At 72.2% G+C, this 23,874-nt stretch carries 24 protein-coding genes; 7 read left to right on the forward strand and 17 right to left on the reverse strand.

Annotated elements, in window-relative coordinates:
* Positions 1-7: 7 nt before the first annotated feature.
* A complete protein-coding gene (locus tag OG371_RS40020; RefSeq protein WP_329061706.1) occupies positions 8-1,258 on the reverse strand; it encodes a S53 family peptidase in 1,251 nt (416 codons plus the stop codon).
* A gap of 245 nt (positions 1,259-1,503) precedes the next feature.
* On the opposite strand from OG371_RS40020, the gene OG371_RS40025 reads away from it, so the two are divergent.
* Entirely contained in the window at positions 1,504-3,855 is a 2,352-nt protein-coding gene (locus OG371_RS40025; RefSeq protein WP_442876034.1) for a chitobiase/beta-hexosaminidase C-terminal domain-containing protein, read from the forward strand.
* Between the two features lie 83 nt (positions 3,856-3,938).
* On the opposite strand, the gene OG371_RS40030 is transcribed toward OG371_RS40025, so the two are convergent.
* Positions 3,939-4,868: a glycoside hydrolase family 16 protein gene (locus tag OG371_RS40030; protein WP_329061710.1), complete on the reverse strand. Its 930-nt coding sequence runs from the start codon at positions 4,866-4,868 to the stop codon at positions 3,939-3,941.
* Between the two features lie 306 nt (positions 4,869-5,174).
* Here OG371_RS40030 and OG371_RS40035 point away from each other — a divergent pair, with 306 nt between their 5' ends.
* Positions 5,175-5,498 (forward strand): STAS domain-containing protein, encoded by a 324-nt coding sequence (locus OG371_RS40035; RefSeq protein ID WP_329061712.1) that lies wholly within the window; start codon positions 5,175-5,177, stop codon positions 5,496-5,498.
* Here the strand turns inward: OG371_RS40035 and OG371_RS40040 are convergent.
* The 4 genes from OG371_RS40040 to OG371_RS40055 all read right to left on the reverse strand — a co-directional run bounded on the left by OG371_RS40040 (position 5,495) and on the right by OG371_RS40055 (position 8,473).
* Positions 5,495-5,803, reverse strand: a complete 309-nt coding sequence (locus OG371_RS40040) for a protease inhibitor I42 family protein (RefSeq protein ID WP_329061714.1) — start codon at positions 5,801-5,803, stop codon at positions 5,495-5,497. The two genes, OG371_RS40035 and OG371_RS40040, sit on opposite strands and share 4 nt — an antisense overlap.
* A gap of 85 nt (positions 5,804-5,888) precedes the next feature.
* A complete protein-coding gene (locus tag OG371_RS40045; RefSeq protein WP_329061716.1) occupies positions 5,889-6,311 on the reverse strand; it encodes a hypothetical protein in 423 nt (140 codons plus the stop codon).
* Between the two features lie 10 nt (positions 6,312-6,321).
* A complete protein-coding gene (locus tag OG371_RS40050) occupies positions 6,322-7,536 on the reverse strand; it encodes a C1 family peptidase (protein WP_329061718.1) in 1,215 nt (404 codons plus the stop codon).
* 97 nt (positions 7,537-7,633) lie between these two features.
* Positions 7,634-8,473, reverse strand: coding sequence for an oxidoreductase (locus OG371_RS40055; RefSeq protein WP_329061720.1), 840 nt, complete (start codon positions 8,471-8,473; stop codon positions 7,634-7,636).
* 96 nt (positions 8,474-8,569) lie between these two features.
* Between OG371_RS40055 and OG371_RS40060 the strand changes: the two genes are divergently transcribed.
* The 4 genes from OG371_RS40060 (at position 8,570) to OG371_RS40075 (ending at position 12,353) form a co-directional block, all read left to right on the forward strand.
* Positions 8,570-9,472, forward strand: a complete 903-nt coding sequence (locus OG371_RS40060) for a LysR family transcriptional regulator (protein ID WP_329061722.1) — start codon at positions 8,570-8,572, stop codon at positions 9,470-9,472.
* 67 nt (positions 9,473-9,539) lie between these two features.
* Positions 9,540-9,887, forward strand: coding sequence for a YciI family protein (locus tag OG371_RS40065; protein WP_329061724.1), 348 nt, complete (start codon positions 9,540-9,542; stop codon positions 9,885-9,887).
* A gap of 2 nt (positions 9,888-9,889) precedes the next feature.
* The gene (locus OG371_RS40070; protein ID WP_329061726.1) at positions 9,890-11,104 is read left to right on the forward strand and encodes an RNA polymerase sigma factor; all 1,215 of its coding nucleotides are present in this window, start codon (positions 9,890-9,892) and stop codon (positions 11,102-11,104) included.
* Between the two features lie 169 nt (positions 11,105-11,273).
* Positions 11,274-12,353, forward strand: coding sequence for a GDSL-type esterase/lipase family protein (locus OG371_RS40075; protein ID WP_329061729.1), 1,080 nt, complete (start codon positions 11,274-11,276; stop codon positions 12,351-12,353).
* On the opposite strand, the gene OG371_RS40080 is transcribed toward OG371_RS40075, so the two are convergent.
* The 6 genes from OG371_RS40080 to OG371_RS40105 are packed head-to-tail and all read right to left on the reverse strand — an operon-like array spanning position 12,354 to position 16,094.
* Positions 12,354-12,653 carry a hypothetical protein gene (locus OG371_RS40080; protein WP_091613545.1) on the reverse strand — a complete coding sequence of 100 codons (300 nt, stop codon included), beginning with the start codon at positions 12,651-12,653 and terminating at the stop codon, positions 12,354-12,356.
* Positions 12,640-12,867, reverse strand: coding sequence for a hypothetical protein (locus tag OG371_RS40085; RefSeq protein WP_329061734.1), 228 nt, complete (start codon positions 12,865-12,867; stop codon positions 12,640-12,642). The genes OG371_RS40080 and OG371_RS40085 overlap by 14 nt, the downstream gene beginning before the upstream one ends.
* A gap of 48 nt (positions 12,868-12,915) precedes the next feature.
* Positions 12,916-13,371, reverse strand: coding sequence for an Lrp/AsnC family transcriptional regulator (locus OG371_RS40090; RefSeq protein WP_091613539.1), 456 nt, complete (start codon positions 13,369-13,371; stop codon positions 12,916-12,918).
* Positions 13,368-14,510: a M24 family metallopeptidase gene (locus OG371_RS40095; RefSeq protein ID WP_329061736.1), complete on the reverse strand. Its 1,143-nt coding sequence runs from the start codon at positions 14,508-14,510 to the stop codon at positions 13,368-13,370. The genes OG371_RS40090 and OG371_RS40095 overlap by 4 nt, the downstream gene beginning before the upstream one ends.
* A gap of 10 nt (positions 14,511-14,520) precedes the next feature.
* A complete protein-coding gene (locus OG371_RS40100; protein WP_329061738.1) occupies positions 14,521-15,201 on the reverse strand; it encodes a CPBP family intramembrane glutamic endopeptidase in 681 nt (226 codons plus the stop codon).
* Positions 15,198-16,094 carry an NAD(P)H-binding protein gene (locus OG371_RS40105; protein ID WP_329061740.1) on the reverse strand — a complete coding sequence of 299 codons (897 nt, stop codon included), beginning with the start codon at positions 16,092-16,094 and terminating at the stop codon, positions 15,198-15,200. Before OG371_RS40105 ends, OG371_RS40100 begins: the two co-directional genes overlap by 4 nt.
* Positions 16,095-16,243: 149 nt before the next feature.
* Here OG371_RS40105 and OG371_RS40110 point away from each other — a divergent pair, with 149 nt between their 5' ends.
* Entirely contained in the window at positions 16,244-17,197 is a 954-nt protein-coding gene (locus OG371_RS40110) for a 5'-3' exonuclease (protein WP_329061742.1), read from the forward strand.
* Between the two features lie 39 nt (positions 17,198-17,236).
* Here the strand turns inward: OG371_RS40110 and OG371_RS40115 are convergent, their stop codons facing one another.
* The 5 genes from OG371_RS40115 to OG371_RS40135 all read right to left on the reverse strand — a co-directional run bounded on the left by OG371_RS40115 (position 17,237) and on the right by OG371_RS40135 (position 23,873).
* A complete protein-coding gene (locus OG371_RS40115; RefSeq protein ID WP_329061744.1) occupies positions 17,237-18,460 on the reverse strand; it encodes a GNAT family N-acetyltransferase in 1,224 nt (407 codons plus the stop codon).
* 58 nt (positions 18,461-18,518) lie between these two features.
* Complete coding sequence (locus tag OG371_RS40120) at positions 18,519-18,881, reverse strand: DUF4333 domain-containing protein (protein WP_329061746.1); 363 nt, start codon at positions 18,879-18,881, stop codon at positions 18,519-18,521.
* 179 nt (positions 18,882-19,060) lie between these two features.
* A complete protein-coding gene (locus tag OG371_RS40125) occupies positions 19,061-19,879 on the reverse strand; it encodes a DUF4333 domain-containing protein (protein WP_329061748.1) in 819 nt (272 codons plus the stop codon).
* 139 nt (positions 19,880-20,018) lie between these two features.
* Positions 20,019-22,799 (reverse strand): DEAD/DEAH box helicase, encoded by a 2,781-nt coding sequence (locus OG371_RS40130; RefSeq protein WP_329061750.1) that lies wholly within the window; start codon positions 22,797-22,799, stop codon positions 20,019-20,021.
* Positions 22,800-22,991: 192 nt separating this feature from the next.
* Positions 22,992-23,873, reverse strand: a complete 882-nt coding sequence (locus OG371_RS40135; protein WP_329061751.1) for a diacylglycerol/lipid kinase family protein — start codon at positions 23,871-23,873, stop codon at positions 22,992-22,994.
* Position 23,874: the final 1 nt, after the last annotated feature.

A 23,874-nucleotide genomic window follows, 5' to 3' on the forward strand; every position in this document is an offset into this window, starting at 1 on the left:
CGCCACCTCAGAACGCCGTCGTGCCGTGCGGGGTGCCGAGCCCGGTCGGGCCGTCGTAGCCCGCGCCCGCGGTGCACAGGTACGAGCCGCCGCAGCTGCCGTTGTTGCCGGACGTGACGTCGTACAGGCCCTCGGGGTGCGCGTACGGCGCGGATCCGGCGGTGACGGAGTTCCCGGCCAGCGCGTACACGCTCGCGATCACCGGCGAGGACAGGCTGGTGCCGCCGACCTGCACCCAGCCGTCGGCGCCCTGAGCGAGCCCGAGCGAGAGCAGCAGGTCGCAGAAAGCCGAGCTGCCGCAGCTGTTGTACGTGTCGTAGACGCCCAGCCCGGTGTTCGGGTCGGCCACCGCGGCGACGTCCGCGACGGTCCGCTTCGCACAGCCGGTGTCGTGCTGCCACGCGGGTTTCGTCTCGATCGTGGAGCAGCCGCTGCCGCTGCCCGACCACGTGGTTTCCGACCAGCCGCGGGTGGTGCCCGCCGCCTTGCTCAGCGTGGTGCCGCCGACGGCGGTGACGTACGGCGAGGACGCGGGCCAGCTGACGCCGTAGCCGGAGTCGCCGGAAGACGCGGTGACGGCGATGCCCGGGTGGTTCAGGTGGGCGTCGGCGGCGGTGATGGTCGGGTCCTCGGTGCCGCCGTAGCTGTTGGAGATGGCCACGACGCCCGGGGTCGCGGCGGCGGTGTCGACGGCCGTCATCAGCGGGTCGGTGTCCGCGGAACTCGCTTCGACGAGCAGGATGTGGCAGTCCGGGCAGGTCGACGAGACGGCGTCGAGGTCGAGGCTGATCTCTTCGGCCCAGCCGTAGTCGCCGGCGGGCAGCGGGCCCGCCGCGCCGTTCTGGTTGACCTTCTTGAAGCAGCCGTTCGCCGTGGTGCACGGGGAAAGCCCGCGTGCGGAGCGGAACTGCGCGAGGTCGGCCTCGGCGGTCGGCGCGTCCATCGCGTCGACGATCGCGACGGTGCGGCCGTCCCCGTGGAGCCCGCCGAGGTTGTACGCGGCCTGGATCTCGGCCGGCCCGTAGCCGACCGGGGTCGAGGTGAGCAGCGGGCCGCTGCCCTTCGGCGACTTCACCGCCTTGCCGAGGCAGTGCAGCTGCCCCGAGGCCGAGCAGGCGAAGTTCACCAGACCACCACGCAGGAGCGGCGTCGCCTCGGCGCTCGTCGCGGTGACCAGGGAAAGCGGGACGACGGCGGCCGCGGCCAGCACTGCCGCCGCGAGCGCACGGACCAGGGTTTTGCCGCGAGAGGGTGACATCCTGCCTCCTCGGAGAACGCGAACACGCTGAGACAGAAGATGGTCGCACGTCACCCGGTCGCGGATCACCCGTCCGAAGGAGGGAATTGCTGACCGTGGTCGTTTTCGATCATTGGTCCAGACAAATGTTACCGACTCGTGACAGTGGTCCCGCAGGCCGGGAGCTACTTTGTTGTGACTCACAACAAATGCTCGTCGGTGCATTACCAACGGCAGTGGATTTCCAACGGCGGAGGTGTCACGGCGTGAACCGGAACTTTGTGTTGCCCCGAAGACCGCAGGTGTCCCGAAGGCCACGGCGGGGCTCCCTCGCCGCTCTCGCGTTCGCCGCGGCGGGCCTGCTGGCCGGCGCGGGACTCGTGGCCCCCGCCGCTTCGGCGGCGGCCGACTACACCCAGAGCGCGACCCAGCTCAGCAGCAGCCAGGCGCAGATCTCGTTCACCCCGACCACCGCCTCGCTCTACGTCGATGTGCACTACACCGGCGTCCCCGGGATCGGCCAGCAGAACGTCCGGATGACCAACAGCTCCGGCACCTGGAGCTACACCGTCGGCGGCCTCAGCACCGGCACCGTGCTCGACTACTGGTTCACCTACGAGAAGAGCGGGCCGCAGTACGACACCCCGCACTTCAGCTACACCCAGGGCGGCGCGACCGGGACCGTCGGCGCACCGGCCTTCAGCCCCGCGGGCGGCACCTACGCCGGCGCCCAGACGGTGACCCTCACGACGGCGACGTCCGGCGCGAGCATCCGGTACACCACCGACGGCTCGACCCCCACGGCATCGTCCACTTTGTACAGTGCGCCGATCAGCGTGCCGACCTCGCGCACGATCTCGGCGATCGCGATCAAGTCCGGCTCGGCGAACTCCCCCGTCACCAGCGCGACCTACACGATCGGCGCGCAGGCCGGCTGCACCACGCAGCCGAACGTGCCCAACTTCGGGCCGAACGTGCGGATCTTCGACCCGAGCATGTCCGCCGCGGCCATCCAGTCGCAGCTCGACACCGACTTCAACGCACAGAAGGACACCCTCACCGCGCAGTTCGCCGACCGGCGGGTCGCGCACCTGTTCAAGCCGGGCACCTACAACGTGCACGACAACGTCGGCTTCTACACCTCCGTCGCGGGCCTCGGGCAGAACCCGGACGACGTGCAGATCAACGGCGACATCACCGTGGACGCGTTCAACGCCTCCGACCAGGGCGTCGCGCTGCAGAACTTCTGGCGCTCCGCGGAGAACATGGCCGTCACGCCCAGCAGCGGCAACGACCGGTGGGCGGTGGCGCAGGCCGCGCCGTTCCGCCGGATGGACGTGCGCGGCGGGCTCCAGCTGTACCCGGCGAGCTACGGCTACGCCAGTGGCGGCTACATCGCCGACACCCGCGTGTCCGGGCAGACCGCGTCGATTTCGCAGCAGCAGTGGTACACCCGCGACTCCGCGCTGGGCAGCTGGGCCGGCGGCGTCTGGAACATGGTCTTCTCCGGCACCACGGGCGCCCCGGCGAACACCTTCCCCAACCCGCCGGAGACCACGCTCGCGACCACCCCGGTCTCGCGCGACGTGCCGTACCTCTACGTCGACGGCAGCGGGAACTACCGCGTGTTCCTGCCTTCACTGCGCACGAACGCGTCCGGGCCGAGCTGGGCCGGCGGCAGCACCCCGGGCTCGTCGCTGCCGATGAGCCAGTTCTACGTGGTCAAGGCGGGCGACACCGCCGCGACCATCAACAGCGCGCTTTCCTCGGGCTGCAACCTGTTCTTCACCCCGGGCATCTACCACCTCAACCAGACGCTCAACGTCACCCGGGCGAACACCGTGGTGCTCGGCGTCGGCTACCCGACGCTGGTGCCGGACAACGGCGTCAACGCCATGCAGGTCGCCGATGTGGACGGCGTCCGCGTCAAGGGCCTGCTGTTCGACGCCGGCACCACGAACTCCCAGGCGCTGCTGACCGTCGGCGCGTCCGGGTCCACCGGTGACCACACGGCGAACCCGGCCACCCTGCAGGACGTGTTCTTCCGGATCGGCGGGCAGATCGCCGGCAAGGCCACGAACAGCCTGGTGGTCAACAGCAACAACACGATCATCGACCACACCTGGGCCTGGCGCGCCGACCACGGCAACGCCGGCACCGTCGGCTGGACCACCAACACCGCCGATACGGGCGTGCTCGTCAACGGCAACAACGTCGAGGCGACCGGCCTGTTCGTCGAGCACTACCAGAAATACCAGGTGATCTGGAACGGCCAGGGCGGCAAGACGATCTTCTTCCAGAACGAGATGCCCTACGACGTGCCGGACCAGGCTTCGTGGAACGCGCCATCGGGCGTCGCCGGATACGCCGCGTACAAGGTGGGCGCGAACGTGACCTCGCACGAAGCCTGGGGGATGGGCAGCTACTGCTTCTTCGACACCAACCCCGCGGTCTCCAGCTACCACGCGTTCGAGGTGCCGAACAACGCCGGCGTGCGGTTCCACAGCCTGCTCACGGTGTCCCTCAACTACCGGGGCACGATCACCCATGTGATCAACGACGCAGGCGGAACCACCCCATCGGGGACCGTCCCGGTCGACGTGGTGAGCTACCCGTAGCCGCTGAGATGCGGTAGAAAGCAGATGGCCTCCTTGCCGGTCCCCCGACCCGGCAAGGAGGCCATCCCTCTTTCCGGCCTTCCTCAGTCGGTGCTGGTCTTGACCGTGAACGAGTCGATGCTCATGCCCGCGCCCGGGGTGATGTCGGCCGAGGGCGAGGTGCAGCCGCAGACCTTGTTCGGGTACGAGCCGCCGATCGCGACGTCGAAGATGGCGAAGAAGCCGTGGTCGACCGCGGCCTTCCAGGTGGCGTCGGAGACCTGGTTCTGCTTGACCGAGTAGGTCTGCGTGCCGTCGAGGGAGAAGCGCAGCTCCTCCGCGGCGGCGTTGCGGCGGTCCACGACCACCGAGTACGTGTGGTAGCCGGTCTGGCAGCCGGGGCAGTCCTGCAGGTCGCTGGTGATGCCGTCCGGGTCGTGGCACTCGCCCGCCCACTGTCCACAGTGGAACGTGGTGGAGTGCTTGCTGAGCGCGTTGACGTCCTCCATGATGTCGATCTCGCCGATGCTGGGCCAGTTCGTGGCGCCGACCGGGCGCGCGTCGGCGCCCATCGCCCAGAACGCGGGCCAGTACCCGAGGCCGCTGGCCGGATTCGGCTGCTGGAGGGTAGCGCTCATCTCCATCTGGCCGCCGGCGGGAGCGCCGAAGTCGGTGCGCTGGGTCTCGATCCGGCCCGAGGTCCAGTTGCCGCCGCCGTCGCGCAGGGGCTTGATGACCAGGTGGCCGCTGCCGTCGTGGTAAACGTTGTCGGTGGAGTCGGTGGAGGTCTCGATCTCGCCGGTGCCCCAGTTCGCGGCGCCGCCGGGGTAGCCGGTCCCCTTGTCATAGAGCCAGTCCTGCGTGTTCAGCCCGGTGCCGGCGGCCCCGTCGAAGTTGTCCTGGAAGACGGTCGTCCAGGTTTCGGCCGCCTGGGCCGGGGCGCCCGCCAGCGCCGTGGCCAGCGGGAAGGCGAGCGTGGTCAAGAGGATGGAGAGGCGCTTGGTGGTCCGGCGCGTCGGGCTGCGTCGATGCATGAGTCCGCCTTCTCGTCGGTGAGATCGGAATCGATTCCGATCCACTGTCGGCGACGGTTCGCGCGGGGGTCAAAGAACAGTGCCCGGCCAGGAAGACCTCGCGGTACGCAGGGGCACCACCCGCGGCACGGGGTTTGAGCGGGCGGCCCGCCGGGAACGCGCCGCGCCGGCGTGAACGCGGTGCGTCATCAAATTTGGCCGAAGCGTGACTATTCGATGTCACCACTCAACGCGCCGCGGCCGCTGAGCCTGCCGTACGCTGGAATTTCCGGTGAAGCCGGTGCCACTTGGCGGTTGGAGGCCAGGATGAGCCTGCTGAGCGTCTTTCTTGACGGAGAAGTCCTTCTCACCGTGGACGGCGTGCTCGACGGCGGCGTCGCCCCGGCCTACCACCACCTCATCGAGCAGGCGCTCGAGCAGGAGGCCCGCCGCGTGGTCGTGGACCTGACCAGGACGACCGCGGTGGACGGCGGTGGTTCCGCGGTGCTGGCCGCGACGGCCGCGGCCTGTCTCGCGCAGGACACGCACCTCATCATCGCGCTGCCCAACGGCGTCGAGGCCGAGATCACCGATCCCGGCCAGGTGCGCGTGCTGCTGCGCAGTGTCGATCCCTGGCAGGACGCGGGCTAACGGACCTGCACGGCCAGCCGGAACCGCCGGGCCACCTGCGTGGTGTCCCACGGCCGGACCAGCCGTGCCGCGACGCTCGTCTCCCCCGGTCCCCCGGCGCGCAGCAGGAACCGGTGCTCGCCGGTCGCGCCGGGCTGTCCCGCCGCCGGTTTCAGCGCCTCCTCGACAACGGCCAGCGCCGGGTCGAGCGGGTCGAGCTGCCACTGGTAGCCGGTGCCGGCGTTCTCGGGCAGGCGGAGTTCGACCTGGTCGCCGGGGGCCAGCGTCAGGGTCCTGGTGTCGTCTTCGATCGTGACCACTCGCATCGGGTCTCCTGTCCGCTCGGCTTGGGCGCGCCCGCGGCCCGGTGCAGGCTGCGGGCGTTCCCCGGCATGGTCGGCGTGGCCCGGTTTACCAGAGGTAGATCTCGTGGATGAGGCCGTCGCCGGGTTCGGGATAGGTGACGGAACCCGCCAGGCGGCCCGAGCTGGCCAGCATCAGCAGCGCTTCGTGCACGCTGTCGCTGGGGGTCGCCAGGCGCTTCCAGCCGATGCCGTCGATGTAGGCGTAACCGTTGCGGTCGGCGTTGTTGGTCCACAGCGAGAGGACCTTCTTGGTCGACTGCCACACGGCGGCAGCGGTGACGCCGGCGGCCGCGGACTGCGGGGCGCCGGGCGGGCTGAGCAGGGGTTCCGCGGGCGCTGTCGCCGTGGCGATAGTGCTCGTCGCGGTCAGCTGGTCCGGGGTGAGCGGTTGTGGCGCGGTGTCGGGGCTGGCGCCGGCGGACAGTGCCGCCGGGGCCGGCGCGCCGGCCGGACTGATCGATGCGGCCATCTTGGCGCTCCTAGAACACGTAGGTTTCGATGATGGTGCCGTTGCTGTTGAACGCGTTGACCGGACGGCCGCCCTGCTTCGCGGCGATGAGCTCGACGAGCATCGCCTTGTTCATCACCTCGTCGTCGCCGGCCAGGTGCAGCCAGCCGAGGTTCTGCAGGTAGGCCCAGGTGTTGCGGTCCGAGTCGTTGCTCCACAGCCCGAGCACCGGCGTCGAGCCGGTCCAGGCCCGCAGGTTCACGGCGCCGACCTGCTCGACCTGCCAGGTCTCGATGCCGCACTCGCCGTAGCCGATCCGGAAGAACCCGTTGTCGCCCCAGCCGGTGCTCCAGCTGTTCTTCGCGATCCAGCAGCCCTGGTTGTCGTCGTAGCCGACGAGGGTGACGCAGTGGCCGCCGGCCAGATCGCCGGTCACGTGACGGTAGACGCCACTGCGGTAGGCGAAGAAGTCCTGGTAGACCAGGAAACAGGCGACCAGCGCGCCGCGGGCGGTGAGCTGTTCCTTCATCGCCGCCGGGTTGCCGGTCAGGTCGCTGGAGGACGGGACGGTGGCCAGGCGGTTCGGCCAATCGGCGTTCAGCACGGCGCCGGTGCGATTCCGTGGGCTGTACGGGAAGTAATTCTCGTAAGTGATGCCGACGTCGTGGCACGCTTTCAGCGCGCGATCGGGCATCCACCCGGTGTCACAGTTGGCGTTGTCATTCTTGCCGTGGGTGTAGAACAAATGCGCTTCGGACAGATCCAATTGAAGCCCGGGCTGACCGCGGGTATAGGCGGCGACGGTCTCCATCGTCCCGACCACGCCGAAAGCGACGCAACAACCGCAGTCGCCTTGATCCTTGACGGGTGTGACAAAATTCGCGCCGCCGACGTCCCGTCCGTCGAACTGCGCGCCCGCACCCGCGCCGGCCACGGCAGAGGCCCGTGCGGCCTGGCCCGCGGCGAGTGTTTTCGCCTGAGATTCGAGTTGTCTTCGCTCGTTTTCCCGTGGCAACGGGACACCGAGCCGTTGCCCACGTTGATCTTCGCCGAGAATGGTCATGGTGGTTTCGCCCATGATCCACGGGTGCCCCTGCGCGGCGAGTTCGGTCCGGATCCGGTCGAGGTCGACCGGCGTACGGTTGGTGCTGGGATCGGCCATGATGACTCCAAATCCTGGGCTGTCATGCGGCGGCCATGCACAAACAGTCCTACCCGGCCCGCGAAATCCCACCAGCTCCTTCATCCCTTTGCCGGTTGGCAGTTTTGTGGCACCGTGCTGATCAATTCTGCTGTCTGTGATTATCGGCTAAAAATATGTTGCGTAAATGTTCTCGACCGGGTCAGGAAAACGCGGTATCCCGGCTGACGTCCTCCCACGCGGCCAAATCCGCGGCGACGGAGTCGTGGTGGGCGCGGATCGCTTCCACCGCGTCGGCGCCGAGGGCCAGCCGCAGCGGCGCGTCCGAGTCGCCGACGGCGCGGACGATCGCGGCGGCCGCCTTGGCCGGGTCGCCGGACTGGGTGCCGTCCATGCTGTTGATGGCTGCGCGGGTGTCGCCGGTCGAAGCGGCGTACGCGTCGAGCTCCTGCGAACGGTGCATCGCGCCGCCGCCGAAGGACGTACGGAAGGCGCCCGGCTCGACAATCACCACCCGCACCCCGAACGGCGCGACCTCCGCGGCCAACGACTCCGAAATGCCCTCCAGCGCGAACTTCGCGGCACAATAGGCGCCCAATCCCGGCGGCGCGGTCTGCCCGCCCATCGAGCTCATCTGCACGACCACGCCGCTCCCCTGCTCGCGCAGGTGCGGCAGCACCGCCTTGGTGACCTCGACGGCGCCGAAGAACATCACGTCCATCAGTGCCCGCAGATCGGCGACGGACAGCTCCTCGACGGCGCCGACCGAGCCGTGGCCGGCGTTGTTCACCACCACGTCGATCCGGCCGAACTCGTCCAGCGCGGTTTTCACCGCGGCCTGCACCTGTGCGGAGTCGGTGACGTCCAGCGCCGCCGCGCGCAGCCGTCCCGCGCCCTGGTCGACCAGCTCGTCCAGGGTCTCCGGGCGGCGCGCGGTCGCGAGCACCCGGTCTCCGGCCGCGAGCGCGGCCAGTGCCAGCTCGCGGCCGAAGCCGCTCGAGCAGCCGGTGATCAGCCAGACGCGGCCGTCGGTGTTCGTCATCGTCTTCCCTCCGGAGGTGGTCCTGGTTCCCGATCTTGGCGACGCCCGGCCACCGGCGCCAGCACCGGTTTCCTGACGGGGCTACAGTCGGAGCCTGTGACCCCGGAGCTTCGGCAGTTGCGGTACTTCGTCGCTGCCGCCGACGAAACGAGCTTCACTCGTGCCGCGGCCGGCCTGCACGTGGCGCAGCAGTCGCTTTCGCAGCAGATCTCGGTCCTGGAACGGATCCTGGGCACGAAGCTGTTCGACCGCGGCGGCCGGGGCGCGCGGCTGACGGCCGCCGGTGAGGTGTTCTTGCCCGAGGCCCGCGCCGTGCTGGACCGGGCCGAGGAGGCGGTCGCGACGCTCGCGCGCGCCGTGCGAGGTGAGCTCGGCACACTGCGGCTGGCCTTCCTGGCTTCCACCGCGAACTACCTGCTGCCACCGGTGGTCCGGGCGGCGCGCGATCAGCTCCCCGGCCTCACGCTCAGCACGGCGGAGGTGTCGATCGCGGAGCTGGTCGACGGTGTGCGCGCCGGCCGTTTCGACGCGGCCTTCACCCGGCCGCCGCTGGTCGAAGACCTGGCCAGCCGGACGTTGATCACCGAGCCGGTGTGCGCGGTGCTGCCGGACGGGCACCAGCTCGGGGACCGGGCCGGGCTCACGCTGTCCGACCTCGCCGACGAGCCGTGGGTGCTGACGCCGCGCGCGAGCTGGGAGCCGTGGCATCGCAAGTACGACGCCGATTTCGCCGCCGCGGGCTTCACCCCGCGGGTCGTGCAGCGCGCCGCCACCGCGCAGGGACTGCTCGGGCTGGTCGCCGCGGGGGTCGGCGTCACGCGGCTGGCTCGCTCGGCCCACAGCCTCCGCCGCACCGGCGTGGTTTTCGTGCCGCTCGCCGGGGACTCCGCCCGCACCGAGCTGGTGTGGCGGCCCGGCCACCGCTCGTCCGCGCTGGACGCCCTGGCCGGCGTCGTGACCGCGCTGGCCGCCACCACCGATCTGACCGGTTCCGGCTGAGCGCTGTCGAAACGGCCGGCTCCCGTTCGTGTAAGGGGTGACCGCACCCGAGGAGAGGGAGTTCCCGATGAAGCAGTACCTGCTGAGCGTCTACCAGCCCGACGGCCCCGTGCCGGACGCCGAAGTCCTCACCGAGATCTCCGGGCAGCTCGACGCGCTCAACGCGGAGCTGAAGGCCGCCGGCGCCTGGGTGTTCTCCGGCGGCCTGCACGCGCCGGACTCGGCCACGGTCGTCCGCGCGAAGGAGGGCGACGTGCTGATGACCGACGGCCCGTTCGCCGAGGGCAAGGAGCACCTGGGCGGGTTCACCATCGTCGCGGCGCCCGACCTCGACGCCGCGCTCGGCTGGGCCGGCCGGCTCGCCGCGATCACCACCCTGCCCGTGGAGGTCCGGCCGTTCCGGGGCGAGGCCTGACCGTGTCCACTGTGGACGCCGAAACGCTGGACCGGGTGTTCCGGGCCGAGTACGGCCGCACCGTCGCGGTGCTGACCCGGATGCTCGGCGATCTCGACCTCGCCGAGGAGGCAGTGCAGGAGGCGTTCACCGTGGCCGCGGACCGCTGGCCGTCCGCCGGGCTCCCGCCGAGCCCGGCGGGCTGGCTGGTGACCACGGCGCGGAACCGGGCGCTCGACCGGCTCCGCCGCGAATCCTCCCGCGACGACCGGCACGCCCAGGCCGCGCTCCTGCACGCGCGCGGCGAACCCGTCGAGGAGGGACCTGTGCGTGACGAACGGCTGCGGCTGATCTTCACCTGCTGCCACCCGGCGCTGGGCATGGCGGCGCGGGTCGCGCTGACGCTGCGGCTGCTCGGCGGGCTCACCACCGGCGAGATCGCGCGCGCGTTCTTCGTGCCCGAGCCGACGATGGCGCAGCGGCTGGTGCGCGCCAAGGCGAAGATCCGCGACGCGCGCATCCCGTACCGGGTGCCCCGCGACGCCGATCTGCCGGACCGGCTGACGGCCGTGCTCGCCGTCGTCTACCTCGTCTTCACCGAGGGCCACACCGCGGGCGCGGGCCCGGCGCTGGGCCGGCCGGACCTGGCCGCGGAGGCCATCCGGCTGGGCCGGCTGCTGGCCGGGCTGATGCCGGACGAGCCGGAGGTGCTCGGCCTGCTCGCGCTGATGCTGCTGACCGAGTCCCGCCGGCCCGCGCGCACCGGCCCCGATGGCGCGGTGGTGCTGCTCGCGGCCCAGGACCGCACCCGCTGGGACGCCGAGCTGATCGCCGAGGGGCAGGAGCTGGTCCGCCGGTGCCTGCGCCGCGACCGGCCGGGCCCGTACCAGCTGCAGGCCGCGATCAACGCCGTGCACAGCGACGCCCCGGTCGCCGCGGGCACCGACTGGGCCCAGATCGTCCGCCTCTACGACCACCTGCTCGCCCTCACCCCGACGCCGGTGGTCGCGCTCAACCGGGCGGTCGCCGTGGCGGAGGTCGACGGCCCGGGCCCGGCACTGGCGCTCGTGGAGGCCCTCGACTTGGGGAGTTACCACCTGTTCCACGCCGTCCGCGCCGATCTGCTCGCCCGGCTGGGACGCACCGGCGAGGCCTCGGCCGCCTACGCCGACGCGATCGGGCTCAGCGGGAACGAGGCCGAACGCGAGCTGCTGGAACGCAAGCGCGCCGCGCTTTGAGGGGTTGACAGGGGCGCCCCCTACCGGTCCACTGTGGACGGAATTCGGCCAACGGCGCAGGCAGGCAGCGGGCACGCGCGAGGCCTGTGGCGTCCCTGGTGGTGATGAACATCCCAGGGCAGGCCAGGACGAACCTCGTGGTGCCGCGGCTCGCTAGACTCGGGCGGCGATGCGACGATTCAGGTGGTGGTGGGGGGCGCTGGTCCTCGGCTGCGTGGCCGTGCTGGCGGGGTTCTTCCTTTTCTTCGGCGCTTCGAGCCGGACCGGGCAGCCGTTGCCGCGCCAAGGGCCGCCGGGCACGGGCCCGCTGACCGTGGTCGCCATGGGCGACAGCACGGTGTCCGGCGAGGGCGCGGGCAGCTACACCCCGGACACCGACGGCCGCAACGGCGATTGGTGCCACCGCTCGGCGGACGCGTTTGTGCAGAAGGTGCGGATCCCCGGCGTCACGGCGCGGGTGAACCTCGCGTGCTCCGGGGCGCCGTCCGCTCAGGTCGCGCTCGGCGGGCAGCCGCAGTGGGGCGAGCCGTCCCAGGCCGGGCAGCTGGCGAAGGTCGTGAAGGACCACCGGGTGGCCGCGGTGGTGATCGCCGTGGGCGCGAACGACGACCCGCAGTTCTCCGCGCAGGTGACCGCCTGCTTCAAGGCATGGTTCAGCTTCGGCGGGCCGTCGTGCAACGTGGCGCTGCAGCAGACCTGGAAGTCCAAAGTGGACGCGATGGTGCCGAAGGTGGTCAATGCCGTCGGCGATGTGAAGAAGGTGCTGGCGCAGGCCGGTTACGTGCCGGCGGACTACCAGCTGGTGCTCCAGTCCTACGCCACCCCGGTCGGCCCGGGCATCCCGGCGAACCTGCAGAGCCTCGACGGCTGCCCGTTCCGCACCGACGACCTGAGCTGGATCGCGAGCACGGGCATCACGACGCTTTCGGCGGGTCTCAAGCAGGCGTCGGTCCAGAGCGGCGCGCGGTTCCTGGACCTGGCGCGCGCGGGCGCGAACCACGAGGCGTGCAGCGGCGGGGCGGACCCGGCCAAGGAGTGGTTCACCCGGCTGACGCTGCACCTGAGCGACCTCGGGCAGACGGACCGGGCGCAGCACGCGCTGCAGGAGTCCTTCCACCCCAACGCCGCGGGCCACCTCGCGATCGCCGACTGCCTCACCGAGTTCCTCGCCGTGCGCGAGGGCAACGCGGCCTGCCTGAGCGGGCCGGACGGCAAGCTGCACGCCGTCCCGGAAGTCACCGCCCGCTGATCAGAGATCGAGCGCGGCGCGCAGGGCGACGTCGATGTTCTCCTGCACCTCGGCGTCGATCTCGGCGATGCGCTCGTCGAACCAGGGCCGGTACAGGCGCGTGAGATTGAGCGTGGACACCCAGTAGCGGGCGTCCACGGCGACCCCGAGGATGTCCTGGGGGTCGCGGTCGAGCAGTTCGGTGCCGAGCAGCCAGGGCCGCTCGGATTCGTTCACCCCGTCCGAGGACAGCAGGACCACGGTGCGGGTCCGGGCCGGATCGGTCGGGGGGTGGTACGTCCAGACTTCACCCCTGCGCACGCATGTCCTTTTCCGCCGCGCTCCGCTCGGCCTCGTCCGACTCCGCGGCCGGCGCGGCGGGCGCCTGCTGCGGGGTGTAACCGGTGCGTACCGCCTCACGCCGGGCTGCCTTCGACAGCCAGGAGGAGACCGAAATCCCGTGCGCCCGCGCGGCTCGCTCGGCGAACTCGAGCGCCCCGCTGTCCAGGGAAAGTGTCACCTTACGTGTTGCCATACTTTTTATCGTACCAGTGACCGCACTGCCGGGAGCCGTTCTCCTTGCTCAGAGCGTCGGCGACCGGCCCTCGAACGGCGTCGAGAGCACCACCGTGGTCCGGGTCGAGACCTTCGCCGCCTCACGGATGCGGCGCAGCAGGTCCTCCAGGCCGAGCGGCGAGGCGACCCGTACGAGCAGGATGTACGACTCGTCGCCGGCGACCGAATAGCAGGACTCGATCTCGGTGATGTGCTGGATCCGCTGCGGGTAGTCGTCCGGGGCGGCGGGGTCGTTGGGCGTCAGCGAGATCAACGCGGTGAGCGGCAGGCCGATCTGCTCGCCGTCGAGCCGCGCGGTGTAGCCGAGGATGACCCCGCGCTGCTCGAGCCGCCGGACGCGCTGGTGCACGGCCGACACCGAAAGCCCCACCCGCTCGGCCAGGTCGGTGAAGCTGCGCCGCCCGTCGGCCGCCAGCTCCTGCACGATCGACTGGTCGAGCGGCTCCAGGCCGGGCACGGTCATGCGTCCAGCACGGTCAGCTCGTGCGGCCGGGTGTTGAAGGCCTCGACGCCGCTCTCGGTGACCACCACGATGTCCTCGATCCGGGCGCCCCAGCGGCCGGCCTGGTAGATGCCGGGCTCGACGCTGAAGGCCATGCCCGGCTCGAGCGGCAGCTGGTTGCCGGCGATGATGTAGGGCTCCTCGTGCACGTCGAGGCCGATGCCGTGGCCGGTGCGGTGGATGAAGAACTCGCCGAACCCGGCGGCCTCGATCACCTCGCGGGCGGCGGCGTCGATCCGCTCGGCGGTGACGCCGGGGCGCACCTCGTCGACCGCGGCCTGCTGCGCGCGCTGCAGCACCGCGTACGTCTCGGCGACGTCGGCGTCACGGGGCTCGCCGACGGAGTAGGTGCGGGTGCAGTCGGAGTTGTAGCCCTCGGGCAGCGGGCCGCCGATGTCGACGACCACGACGTCGCCGCGCTGGATCACGCGGTCGGACACGTCGTGGTGCGGGCTGGCGCCGTTCGGGCCGGAGCCGACGATGACGAAGTCGGCGTGGCTGTGGCCCTCCTCGACGATGGCGGCGGTGATGTCCTGGCCCACCTCGGCCTCAGTGCGGCCCGCGCGCAGCCACTCGCCGACGCGCGCGTGCACGCGGTCGATGGCCGCGCCGGCGGCGCGCAGGGCGGCGATCTCGGCGGCGTCCTTGCGCATCCGCAGCTCGCGGATGACCGGCCCGGCGAGGGTCTGCTCGGCGTCGCCGAGGGCCGCGCGCAGGGCGAGCACGTGCAGGGCCGGGGTGAAGTCGCTGACCGCGACGCGGCCGGGCTTGCCGAGCCGGTCGGCCACCAGCCGGTACGCGTCGTCGCCGTCGACCCAGGTGAGCACCTCGATGCCGAGCTCGGCGGTGGGCACGTCGGCGTAGCCGGGGGCTTCCAGCTTCGGCACGACCAGCGCCGGGACGCCGTCGGCGGGCACCACGAGGGTCGTCAGCCGCTCGAACGAGCCGCCCGCCTGGCCCAGCAGGTACCGCAGGTCGGAACCGGGGGCGATGAGCAGGGCGTCGGTGTCCGCCTTCGCGGCCGCGGCGGCGGCGCGGTCGAGGCGGGCGCGGAGCGCGGCGGCGTCGGGGGCAGGCGTGTGGAGGGATCGGCGCGACATGAGTTGGAGCCTAGTACCGGCGCGGGCCGTGGTCCGGCACCCGGTCCGGGGCCGGGGTTTCGAACAGCGGCGGCAGGTAGCGCAGCATCAACGCGGACCACACGACATGGGTCAGCAGCGGGGCCTGGACGCCGCCGGTCACGCGCCGCTGGAGCCCGAACACCGTGCCCATCACGACGGAGGCGAGCACCAGCGCGGGGTTGCGGGTGGCGACTGTGGACAGCGCGTACACAGCGGTCGAGGCCGCGACCGCCGTACCGGGCTCCTGCACGACGCCGCGAAAGAAGACCTCCTCTGCCGCGCCCGTGACGAGAGTGGTCGCGAGCACCGCCGGGCCGGAGCCGCGGTGGGCGTAGGCGAGCACACCGGCGAGCGCGCGGGAGAGCACCGGGATGCGGCGGGCGACCAGCGCCGCTGCGTAGAACACGCCGAACGCCCCGGCACCGATCAGCACCGGGGTGGCGACCGGATGGCGGGACCGGCCGCGTGGGGGCGGCCCCGCGGCCAGCCCGCCCGCGATCCAGGTGGCGGCGACGGCGTTGGTGAGCACGTAGAAGCGGCCGGAGCCGGGCCGGGTGGCCAGCGAGAGGCCGAGCAGCCCGGTGCCCGCGGCCGTGAAGACCGGAAGGAGGACGCGCCGCTGCTTGGCCCCGGTGGTGAAGGCGGTGAGCAGGCCGCGCGACGCCGTCAAGCCGTCCGCCGTTCGCGGGCGCGCTCCCCCAGCGCGGACAGTGCGGCGGCGTCGTAGTCCATCGGCTCGAACGGGACGAGCTTCCGGATGCCGTCGTCGCGCACCACGACCTCGTTCGCCATCGAGTCGATCAGGGTGCGGCCGGTGGTGACGTCGACGTCGGTGACCAGCGCCAGCCAGTACGAAGACAGCCTCGGCGTCAGCAGCGGCACGGGCACGATCAGCGGGCGGCGGCCCTCCAGCTCGGCCAGGCGGCGCAGCATGTCCACGTACGCGAGCTGTTCGGTGCCGCCGATGTCGAACGTGCGCCCCTCGGCGTCGGCGGGTTCGAGCACCCCGGCGAGGTAGCGGATGACGTCGGCGATCGCGATCGGCTGGGTGCGGGTGGCGGCCCAGCGCGGGGTGACCATGGCCGGCAGGTGCTCGACCAGCTGGCGGGTGATCTCCCAGGAGATGCCGCCGTGGCCGACGACGATGCCGGCCCGCAGCACGGTGACGGGCACGCCCGCGGAGCCGAGCAGGTGCTCCACCAGGCGCCGGCTGCGCAGGTGCGCGGACAGGTCGTCGGTGTCGTCGCCGAGCCCGCCGAGATAGACGATGCGGCCCACTTCCGCTTCCTTGGCGGCCTGGGCGAAGGCGCGGGCGTGGGCGGCGTCGCGGCGTTCGAAGTCGGCGGCGTCGAGGGAATGGATGAGGTAGTACGCGGCGTCGGCGCCTTCCAGCGCGGCGCGCAGTGAGCGCGGCTCGGCCACGTCGCCGCGGACGGCGGTGCCGGCCCCGGTGTACTCGGTGGGTCGCCGGGTCATCGCGCGTACCTCGTGCCCGGCCTCGGCGAGCGCGGGCACGAGCCGGCTCCCGACGAAGCCGGACGCCCCGGTCACCAAGACCTTCACGGCCGTCCCCCGCTCTTCGCCCGCCCTTGTTCGTCCGGTGTGGACATCGTGCTCCCCTCCTGGCCCGTCCCCGCCCGGTTACCCCGGCGGGGCCCGGGGCAACCGGCGCGGCACCGATGGTCCGGCGCCCGGCATGGCACGCTGTGCGGGTGACCGGACCACTCGCCTTGCTCGACTCCGCCAGCCTGTACTTCCGCTCGTTCTACGCGCTGCCCGACTCGATGACCGCGCCCGACGGCACCCCGGTGAACGCCGTGCGCGGCTTCACCGACACGATCGCGCGCATCCTCACCGACCGCCGCCCGTCGCGGCTGGTGGCGTGCCTGGACGCGGACTGGCGGCCGAAGTTCCGCACCGACCTGCTGCCCAGTTACAAGGCGCACCGGGTCGCGGCGCCGGGCCACGGCGAGAGCGAGGCGGACGTGGAGGAGGTGCCGGACACGCTCACCCCGCAGGTGCCGGTGATCCTCGACGTGCTGGCCGCGTTCGGCTTCGCCACCGCCGAGGCCGCGGGCTACGAGGCCGACGACGTCATCGGGGCGCTCGCCACCCGCGAGCGGGACGCCGCGGTGGAGGTCATCACCGGCGACCGCGACCTGTTCCAGCTGGTGCGCGAGGAGCCGACGCCCACCGCCGTGGTGTACGTCGGCAAGGGCTGGGCGAAGGCGGAAGTGCTGGGGCGCAAGGAGATCGCCGAACGCTACGGGGTGCCGGTCGAGCACGCGGGCCCGGCGTACGCCGACATGTCCGCGCTGCGCGGCGACCCGTCCGACGGGCTGCCCGGGGTCGCCGGCATCGGCGAGAAGACGGCGGCGAAGCTGATCACGCAGTTCGGCTCGCTGGAGGAGCTGATCGCGGCCTCGTCCGCGGGCGACGCGCGGGTGCCGCTCAAGACGCGGCTGCGGCTTTCCGACGCCGCCGACTACCTCGCGGTCGCGCCCACCGTGGTGCGCGTCGCCGTGGACGCCCCGGTCGAGGTGTCCGGCCCGGACGCGGTGCCCACGCGCCCGGCCGACCCGGAGCGGGTCGCGGAGCTGGCCGAACGGTGGAACCTGGGCCGGTCGGTGGAGCGGCTGCTCGCCGCGCTGCCCCCAGACTCGTGAGTGTTTATGACGGTTCTAACCGTCATAAACACTCACGAGTCAGAAGTGCGTGCCGCACCACGGGCGTTGCTCGGTGGTGAACAGGATGTCGGCGCGCGCGGCGGCGGCCGGGTCGGTCGCGGTGAGACGGCCGGCCTGCAGCAGGCTCGTCGCGCGCCACTCGCCGAGGTAGAGCATCGCGAGGGCCTCGGAGTCGAGCTGCAGGTCCGCCGGTGCGTCGGTGCGGTGGGCGCCTTCGGGGCCGACCGCGTAGTGGCCGGTGTTGGCGGGCAGCTGCGGGTCGGTGAGGCCGAGGACCACCGGGGCGGCGTCGCCGTAAGTGCGGGCGGCCAGTGCACCGGCGACGTCGACCACCCGTACCCACAGCTGGTCCCCCAGCTCCGTGGTGTGGGCGCGGCGCGGGTCGGTGAGCAGGACGCCGACGGGATCGTCCACCGGCCGGTCGCGGGCGACGACGGTGCCGATCAGGTCGACCGACAGCAGGAACCGCCACAGCCCGGCGATCGCCGCGGGGTTCGCGCCGTTGAGGTCCCGCACGTCCAGCAGCGCCCGCCGCTCCGGCTCGTCGGTGGTGCCCCGGTCCACGCTGCGGAACACGGCGAACCCGTCGTCCTCGCCGTCCAGTCCGGTGTGGACGGCCACGCGGTAACCGCCGCCGTAGCGGACCTGGCGGTTGTGCTCGCTCGGCCACCAGTAGGCGGGGCGTGCGAGCTGGCCCGGCCGCGGGGCGCGCTCGATGATCCGCTGGTACAGCGTGGGGATCTGCACCACCGCCTGGTTTTCGTCGAGCAGCCGGACGGTGCCGGTGGACGGGGCGCTGCCGCGGATCCGGGCCGGGTGCTCGACCCGGACCGAGCGGCCGAGTGTGGCGGCGCCGTAGCCGAAGCGGCCGTAGATGACCGCTTCGCTGGCGTACAGCGCGGCGAGGCTGATGCCGCGGGCGGCGAAATCCTCGAGCTGGGTGCGCATCAGCGCGCTGACGACGCCGCGGCGGGTCCAGTCCGCACGGACCCCGACGCCGTCGACCGCGCCGGTGCTCAGGCGCGCGCCGCCGGGCACGACCAGCTCGGTGTCGAACGAGCCGGTGATCCCGACCGGGCCGGTTTCGGCGAAGGCGCCGAACTTCCGCTCCGCGGCCCAGGACTCCGCGTACTCGCGCCAGTTCTCATCACTCGGCACGCGCGAGTGCAGGGCCTGCATCAGGAGGGTGAAGGTGGGCCGGCGCTCGTCGTCGGTGATGGGCCGTACCGCGAAGTCCGTCATGCCCCTGATCAAACCAAGCCGGCCGGTCCGGGGCCATGCGATTTAAGGGCCGAGCCATTTACCGGGGCGCGTCCACCCGGTACTGGCCTTCGGTGCCGGTCACGGTGATGGGCACGCGCTTGCGCTCCCCCGCGACGTCCACTGTGCACTGGAACCGGTTGCCGTCGGCGACGGCCTGCCGGTCGGGGCAGGTGACCTGGCCGAGGTCGTGCAGCCCGTAGTTCTCGGTGAGGATCTTCGCGACACCGGCGCTCATGGCCTTGGCGTCGAAGACCCGGACCGGCGGCGGGGACGAGGGAGCGGTCGAGGGGTGGCTGAAGGTGGTCGTCCACTCGGGCTGCCCCGCGTTCGGGCCGGCGCCGCAGCCCGCGGCGGCCAGCAGCCCGATCACGCACAAACCCAGCACCCGCAGCGCGCGCATGCCCACGATCCTCCGCCCCGAAGGCCTTTGGTCAAGGTCAGGAAAAAGTACCGCACCACACCGCGGCGCGCGTCCCGGACAAGCTGTCCGCGCGGCTCCGTCGACCCGGCCGTGACACCGAGGACGGGCCGCCGGTTTCCCGGGCGGCCCGTCCTCGGGCGGTGCTTACTGAGCTGCGCTCACGGCGAAGTGGGCGGCGAGACCTCGTAGTTGCCGTCGGTGCCCTTGACCGTGATCGGGACCTGCTGCGGCTTGCCGCTGATGGTGGCGGTGCACTCGAACTTCGCGCCGTCGGTCACCTTCTGCTCGGCCGGGCAGGTGACGCCGCTGACGCCGTCGATCTTGTACGTGTCGGTCAGCAGCTTCGCCACGTCGGTCTGCATCTGGGTGTTGTTGAAGACCTCGGTCCGGAAGAACCCGGGCGCGACGAAGCCGAGGATCGCGACCACCGCGACCACGACCACCAGCGCGCCGATGCCGATGAACAGGCCCTTCTTGGAGCCGCCCGGCTCCTTCTCCCCCGCGGCCGGGGCGGCGGGCTGACCGTAGTCGTACTGGCCCTGCTGCTGCGGGTTCTGCCCGTACTGCTGCTGGGCCTGGGGACCGCTCGGCGGCTGGCCGTACAGGGGCTGCTCCTGCGGCCCGCTCTGCGGGTACCCGCCGGGCTGCTGCTGGCCGTACTGCTGCTGGTTCGGGTCGTACGGCTGGCCGTACTGCTGCGGTGGCTGCTGGCCCCACTGGGTCTGCTGCGGCGGGGTGTAGCCGCCGGGCTGCTGGCCGTACTGCGGCTGCTGCGGCGACGGGGGCTGGACCCACTGGGTGGGCTGCGACGGGTCGTACGGCTGCTGGGGTGGCTGCTGCCCGTACTGCTGCGGGTTGTAGGGCTGCTCCTGCGGCCCGCTCGGCGGGTACGCGCCGCCCGGCTGCTGCCCGTATTGCGGCTGCTGCCCGTACGGGGGCTGCTGCTGCGGGTCGTTGCCGCCATACGGCGTGCTCATCGTTCGCCTCCGCCTCGCTTCGCCTGGTCTCGAGCGCGATCCAACCACAGGTCGGGGCCGAGCACACGCGCCCACGCACACCCTGTCCGCCAGGTGCGCCACAGATGCCCCCGAACGCACTCCCGGGGTAACGCGGACCTCACGCCGCCCCGGCCGCGACGACGCCCCGGCGCAGGGCGCGGACGGCCTCGGCCGCGGTGGCGCCGACCGGGTCGGCCTTGCCCAGCACGTCGCGGACCTGGTCGAGCAGGTCGATCACCTGGCGGCACCAGCGGACGAAGTCGCCCGCGGACAACTCCTGGCCGTTGGTCTCCGCGGCGGTGAGCACCTTCTCCAGCGACTCGCCGCGGGCCCACCGGTAGACCGGCCAGGCGAACCCGGCGTCGGGCTCGCGGGTGCGGTCGAGGCGGTGGCGGCGCTCGTCCTCGGTCAGCTCGACCCACAGCCGGGTGGTCTCCTGCCAGGCGGCGGGCACGCCGCCGGCCGGCAGCCGTGGCTCGCCCGCGGTGTCGCGGCGGGCTTCGAACACCAGCGTCGAGACCACCGCGGCCAGCTCGGCCGGGCCGAGGCCGGCCCACACGTCGTTGCGGATGCACTCGGCGGCCAGCAGGTCGGACTCGCTGTAGAGCCGGGTGAGGCGCTGGCCGTGCTCGGTGACGCGGTCCTCGCCGTCGCCCGCCGTCGCCGGCCCGAGGTACCCGCGCTCGCCGAGCAGGGCGAGGATCCGGTCGAACGCCCGGGCGAGCGAGTGGGTGGTCGCGGCGACCTTGCGTTCGAGCTGGGCGGTCTCCTCGGTGAGCCGCTGGTAGCGCTCGGCCCAGCGCAGGTTCGCCTCACGCTCGGCCAGTCCGTGGCAGGGGTGCGAGCGCAGGGCGCGGCGCAGGCTGGCCAGCTCGGCGTCGTCGTCCGCGCCTCCGCGGCGGCGCTGGCGGCCGGGCAGCGCGATGCCGGCGTTGCGCAGCGAGGACGCGATGTCGCGGCGGGTCCGCGGGGAGCGCAGCTCGATGTGCTTGGGCAGCCGGATGTGCCCGAGCGGTTCGACCGGCGCCGGGAAGTCGGCCACCGACAGCGGGCCGGACCAGCGGTCCTCGGTGACGACCACGGGGCGCGGCTCGCGGATCGGGTCGAGCCCGGGGTCGACGACCACGGCGAGCCCGGCGCGGCGGCCGGCCGGGACCGCGATCACGTCGCCCTTGCGCAGCTTCTCCAGCGATTCCGCCGTGCCCGCGCGCCGGGACGCGGTGTTCTGGCGGGCCAGCACCTTCTCGCGGTCGGAGATCTTCGCGCGCAGCTCGACGTACTCCAGCGTCTGCGCGAAGTCGCCGGTGACGGCCTTCGCGTAGCCCTTGAGGGCTTCCTTGTTGCGCTCGATGCGGCGCGCGGTGCCGACCACCGAGCGGTCGGCCTGGAACTGGGCGAACGACTGTTCCAGCAGGTCACGGGCGGCGTCGGCGCCGACCTGCGCGACCAGGTTCACGGCCATGTTGTAGCCGGGCCGGAACGACGAGCGCAGCGGGTACGTGCGGGTGGAGGCGAGGCCCGCGACCTGCTTGGGGTCGACGCCGGGCTGCCAGGACACGACGGCGTGGCCCTCGATGTCGATGCCGCGGCGCCCGGCGCGGCCGGTGAGCTGGGTGTACTCGCCGGGCGTCAGATCGACGTGCGCCTCGCCGTTGTACTTGACCAGCCGCTCGAGCACGACGGTGCGGGCCGGCATATTGATGCCGAGCGCGAGGGTCTCGGTGGCGAACACGACCTTCACCAGGCCGCGGACGAACAGGTCCTCCACGGTCTCCTTGAACGCCGGCAGCAGCCCGGCGTGGTGCCCGGCGATGCCGCGCTCCAGCGCGTCGCGCCATTCCCAGTAGCCGAGCACGCCGAGGTCGCCCTCGGGCAGGTCCTTGGTGCGCTCCTCGACGATGCGGCGGACCTCGTCGACCTGCTCTGGGCCGTTGAGCCGCAGGCCGGCGCGGACGCACTGGGTGACCGCGGCGTCGCAGCCGGCGCGGGAGAAGATGAACACGATCGCGGGCAGCAGCCCGGCGTGGTCGAGCCTTTCGACGACGTCCACGCGCGACGGCGGCCGGAACCTCGGCCCGCGCTGGGGCGCGCTCCGGCGTCCGCCGCGAGGCCCGCGGAAGCCGCTGGGACCGGCGTAGCGGCCCATTTCCTCGGTGCGGCGCAGCAGGCTGGGGTTGATCCGCAGCTCGGCGCCGGGGTCGGCCTCGTCCTGGCCGGCGAACAGGTCGAGCAGCTGGTTGCCGACCTGCATGTGCTGCCACAGCGGCACGGGCCGGTGCTCGTCGACGACGACGGTGGTGTCGCCGCGGACCTCGACCAGCCATTCGCCGAACTCCTCGGCGTTGCTGACCGTGGCGGACAGGCCGACGACGCGCACGTGCTCCGGCAGGTGCAGGATCACCTCTTCCCAGACCGCGCCGCGGAACCGGTCGGCGAGGTAGTGCACCTCGTCCATCACGACGTAGCCGAGCTCGGGGATGGCCGAGCTGCCGGCGTACAGCATGTTGCGCAGCACCTCGGTGGTCATGACGACCACCTGGGCGTTGCCGTTGATGGAGGTGTCGCCGGTGAGCAGGCCGACCGCGTCGGCGCCGTACCGGTTGACCAGGTCGGTGTACTTCTGGTTCGACAGCGCCTTGATCGGCGTGGTGTAGAAGCATTTGCGGCCCTCGGCCAGCGCCAGGTGCACGGCGAATTCGCCGACCACGGTCTTGCCGGCGCCGGTGGGCGCGCAGACCAGCACGCCGTGGCCGTTCTCCAGGGCCTCGCACCCGCGGACCTGGAAATCGTCGAACTCGAAGGACACCTCGCCGGCGAATTGGGTCAGCCGGGGGTACTTCCCGCGGCGCCGCGAGACCGCATAGGCCTCGGCCGGGGACTGAGAAGGGCTACTGGCCACTCCGTCAGGGTTCCACACGGCACCGACAGTCCGCACGCCGCGTGACGATCAGCGCGCCCCAATGTGGCGTTGGTTGCTCCGGCCCTGCCCCGCCGCCACCCTCAACGGAGGCGCTCCGCGCCCAGCCCTTGTTCCACGCACCCAATGTGGCGTTCGGTGCGTCCAACGCACCGAACGCCACAGTGGGGCGCTTCAGGCGACGACGGTCAGCGCGTCCGGCACGCAGGTGACGGTGAACGGCGCCGTGCCCTGGGATTCGCCGTCGGCGTAGGTGGGCCAGCCGGGGCCGGTGAGGGTCAGCTCGCGGGCGCGCAGGGTGCGGACGGCGGGGTGTGTCACGTGGCCGCCGGAGCGCAGGCCGGGCAGCAGTCGCAGCAGCTGGAGGCGGGTGGCGGCGCCGATGACGGTGACGTCGAAGAGGCCGTCGTCCGGGGTGGCGGCCGGGCAGATGGGGACGCCGCCGCCGTAGAACGGGGTGTTGCCGATCGCGACTAGGGTGGCGTCGAGGTCCAGGGTGGTGCCGTCGGCGGTCAGGGTGAGCGGGCTGGGGCGGAACGCGGCCAGCTCGGCGAGGATCGCGACGTCGTAGCGATGCGGGCCGGACGGCCAGCGGAGCCGGTTGGCGCGGGCGTTGACGCTGGCGTCGAAGCCGGAGCAGAGCACGGTGGCGAACCAGGTGTCCGCGGTCCGGCCGAGGTCGATGCGGCGGCGGGTGCCGTCTTCGAGCGCCGTGACGAGCTTGGTGACGGCGGACGATGCGTCCGGCGGGCTGCCCAGCGCGCGGGCGAAGTCGTTGCCGGTGCCGGAGGGGACGAGGCCGAGGGCGACGTCGTGGTCGGCGCAGAATTGCACGCCCTGGTGGGCCGCGCCGTCGCCGCCCAGGACGATCAGCACGTCCAGGCCCGCGTCGTGGGAGGCGCGCATCAGGGCGCGGGACTCCTCGACGGTGTTGGCCACCAGCACGTCGAGGCGGTCGGCGCAGGGGCGCAGCCGGGCGGCGACGGTGTCCGCGATGCGAGCGGCGGCGCCGTGTCCGGAGGCGGGGTGCACGGCCAGTGCCGCGTGCAGGCCCATG

Origin of the sequence: Amycolatopsis sp. NBC_01480 (assembly GCF_036227205.1) — a bacterium.
In the GTDB taxonomy this organism is placed as follows: Bacteria; Actinomycetota; Actinomycetes; order Mycobacteriales; family Pseudonocardiaceae; genus Amycolatopsis.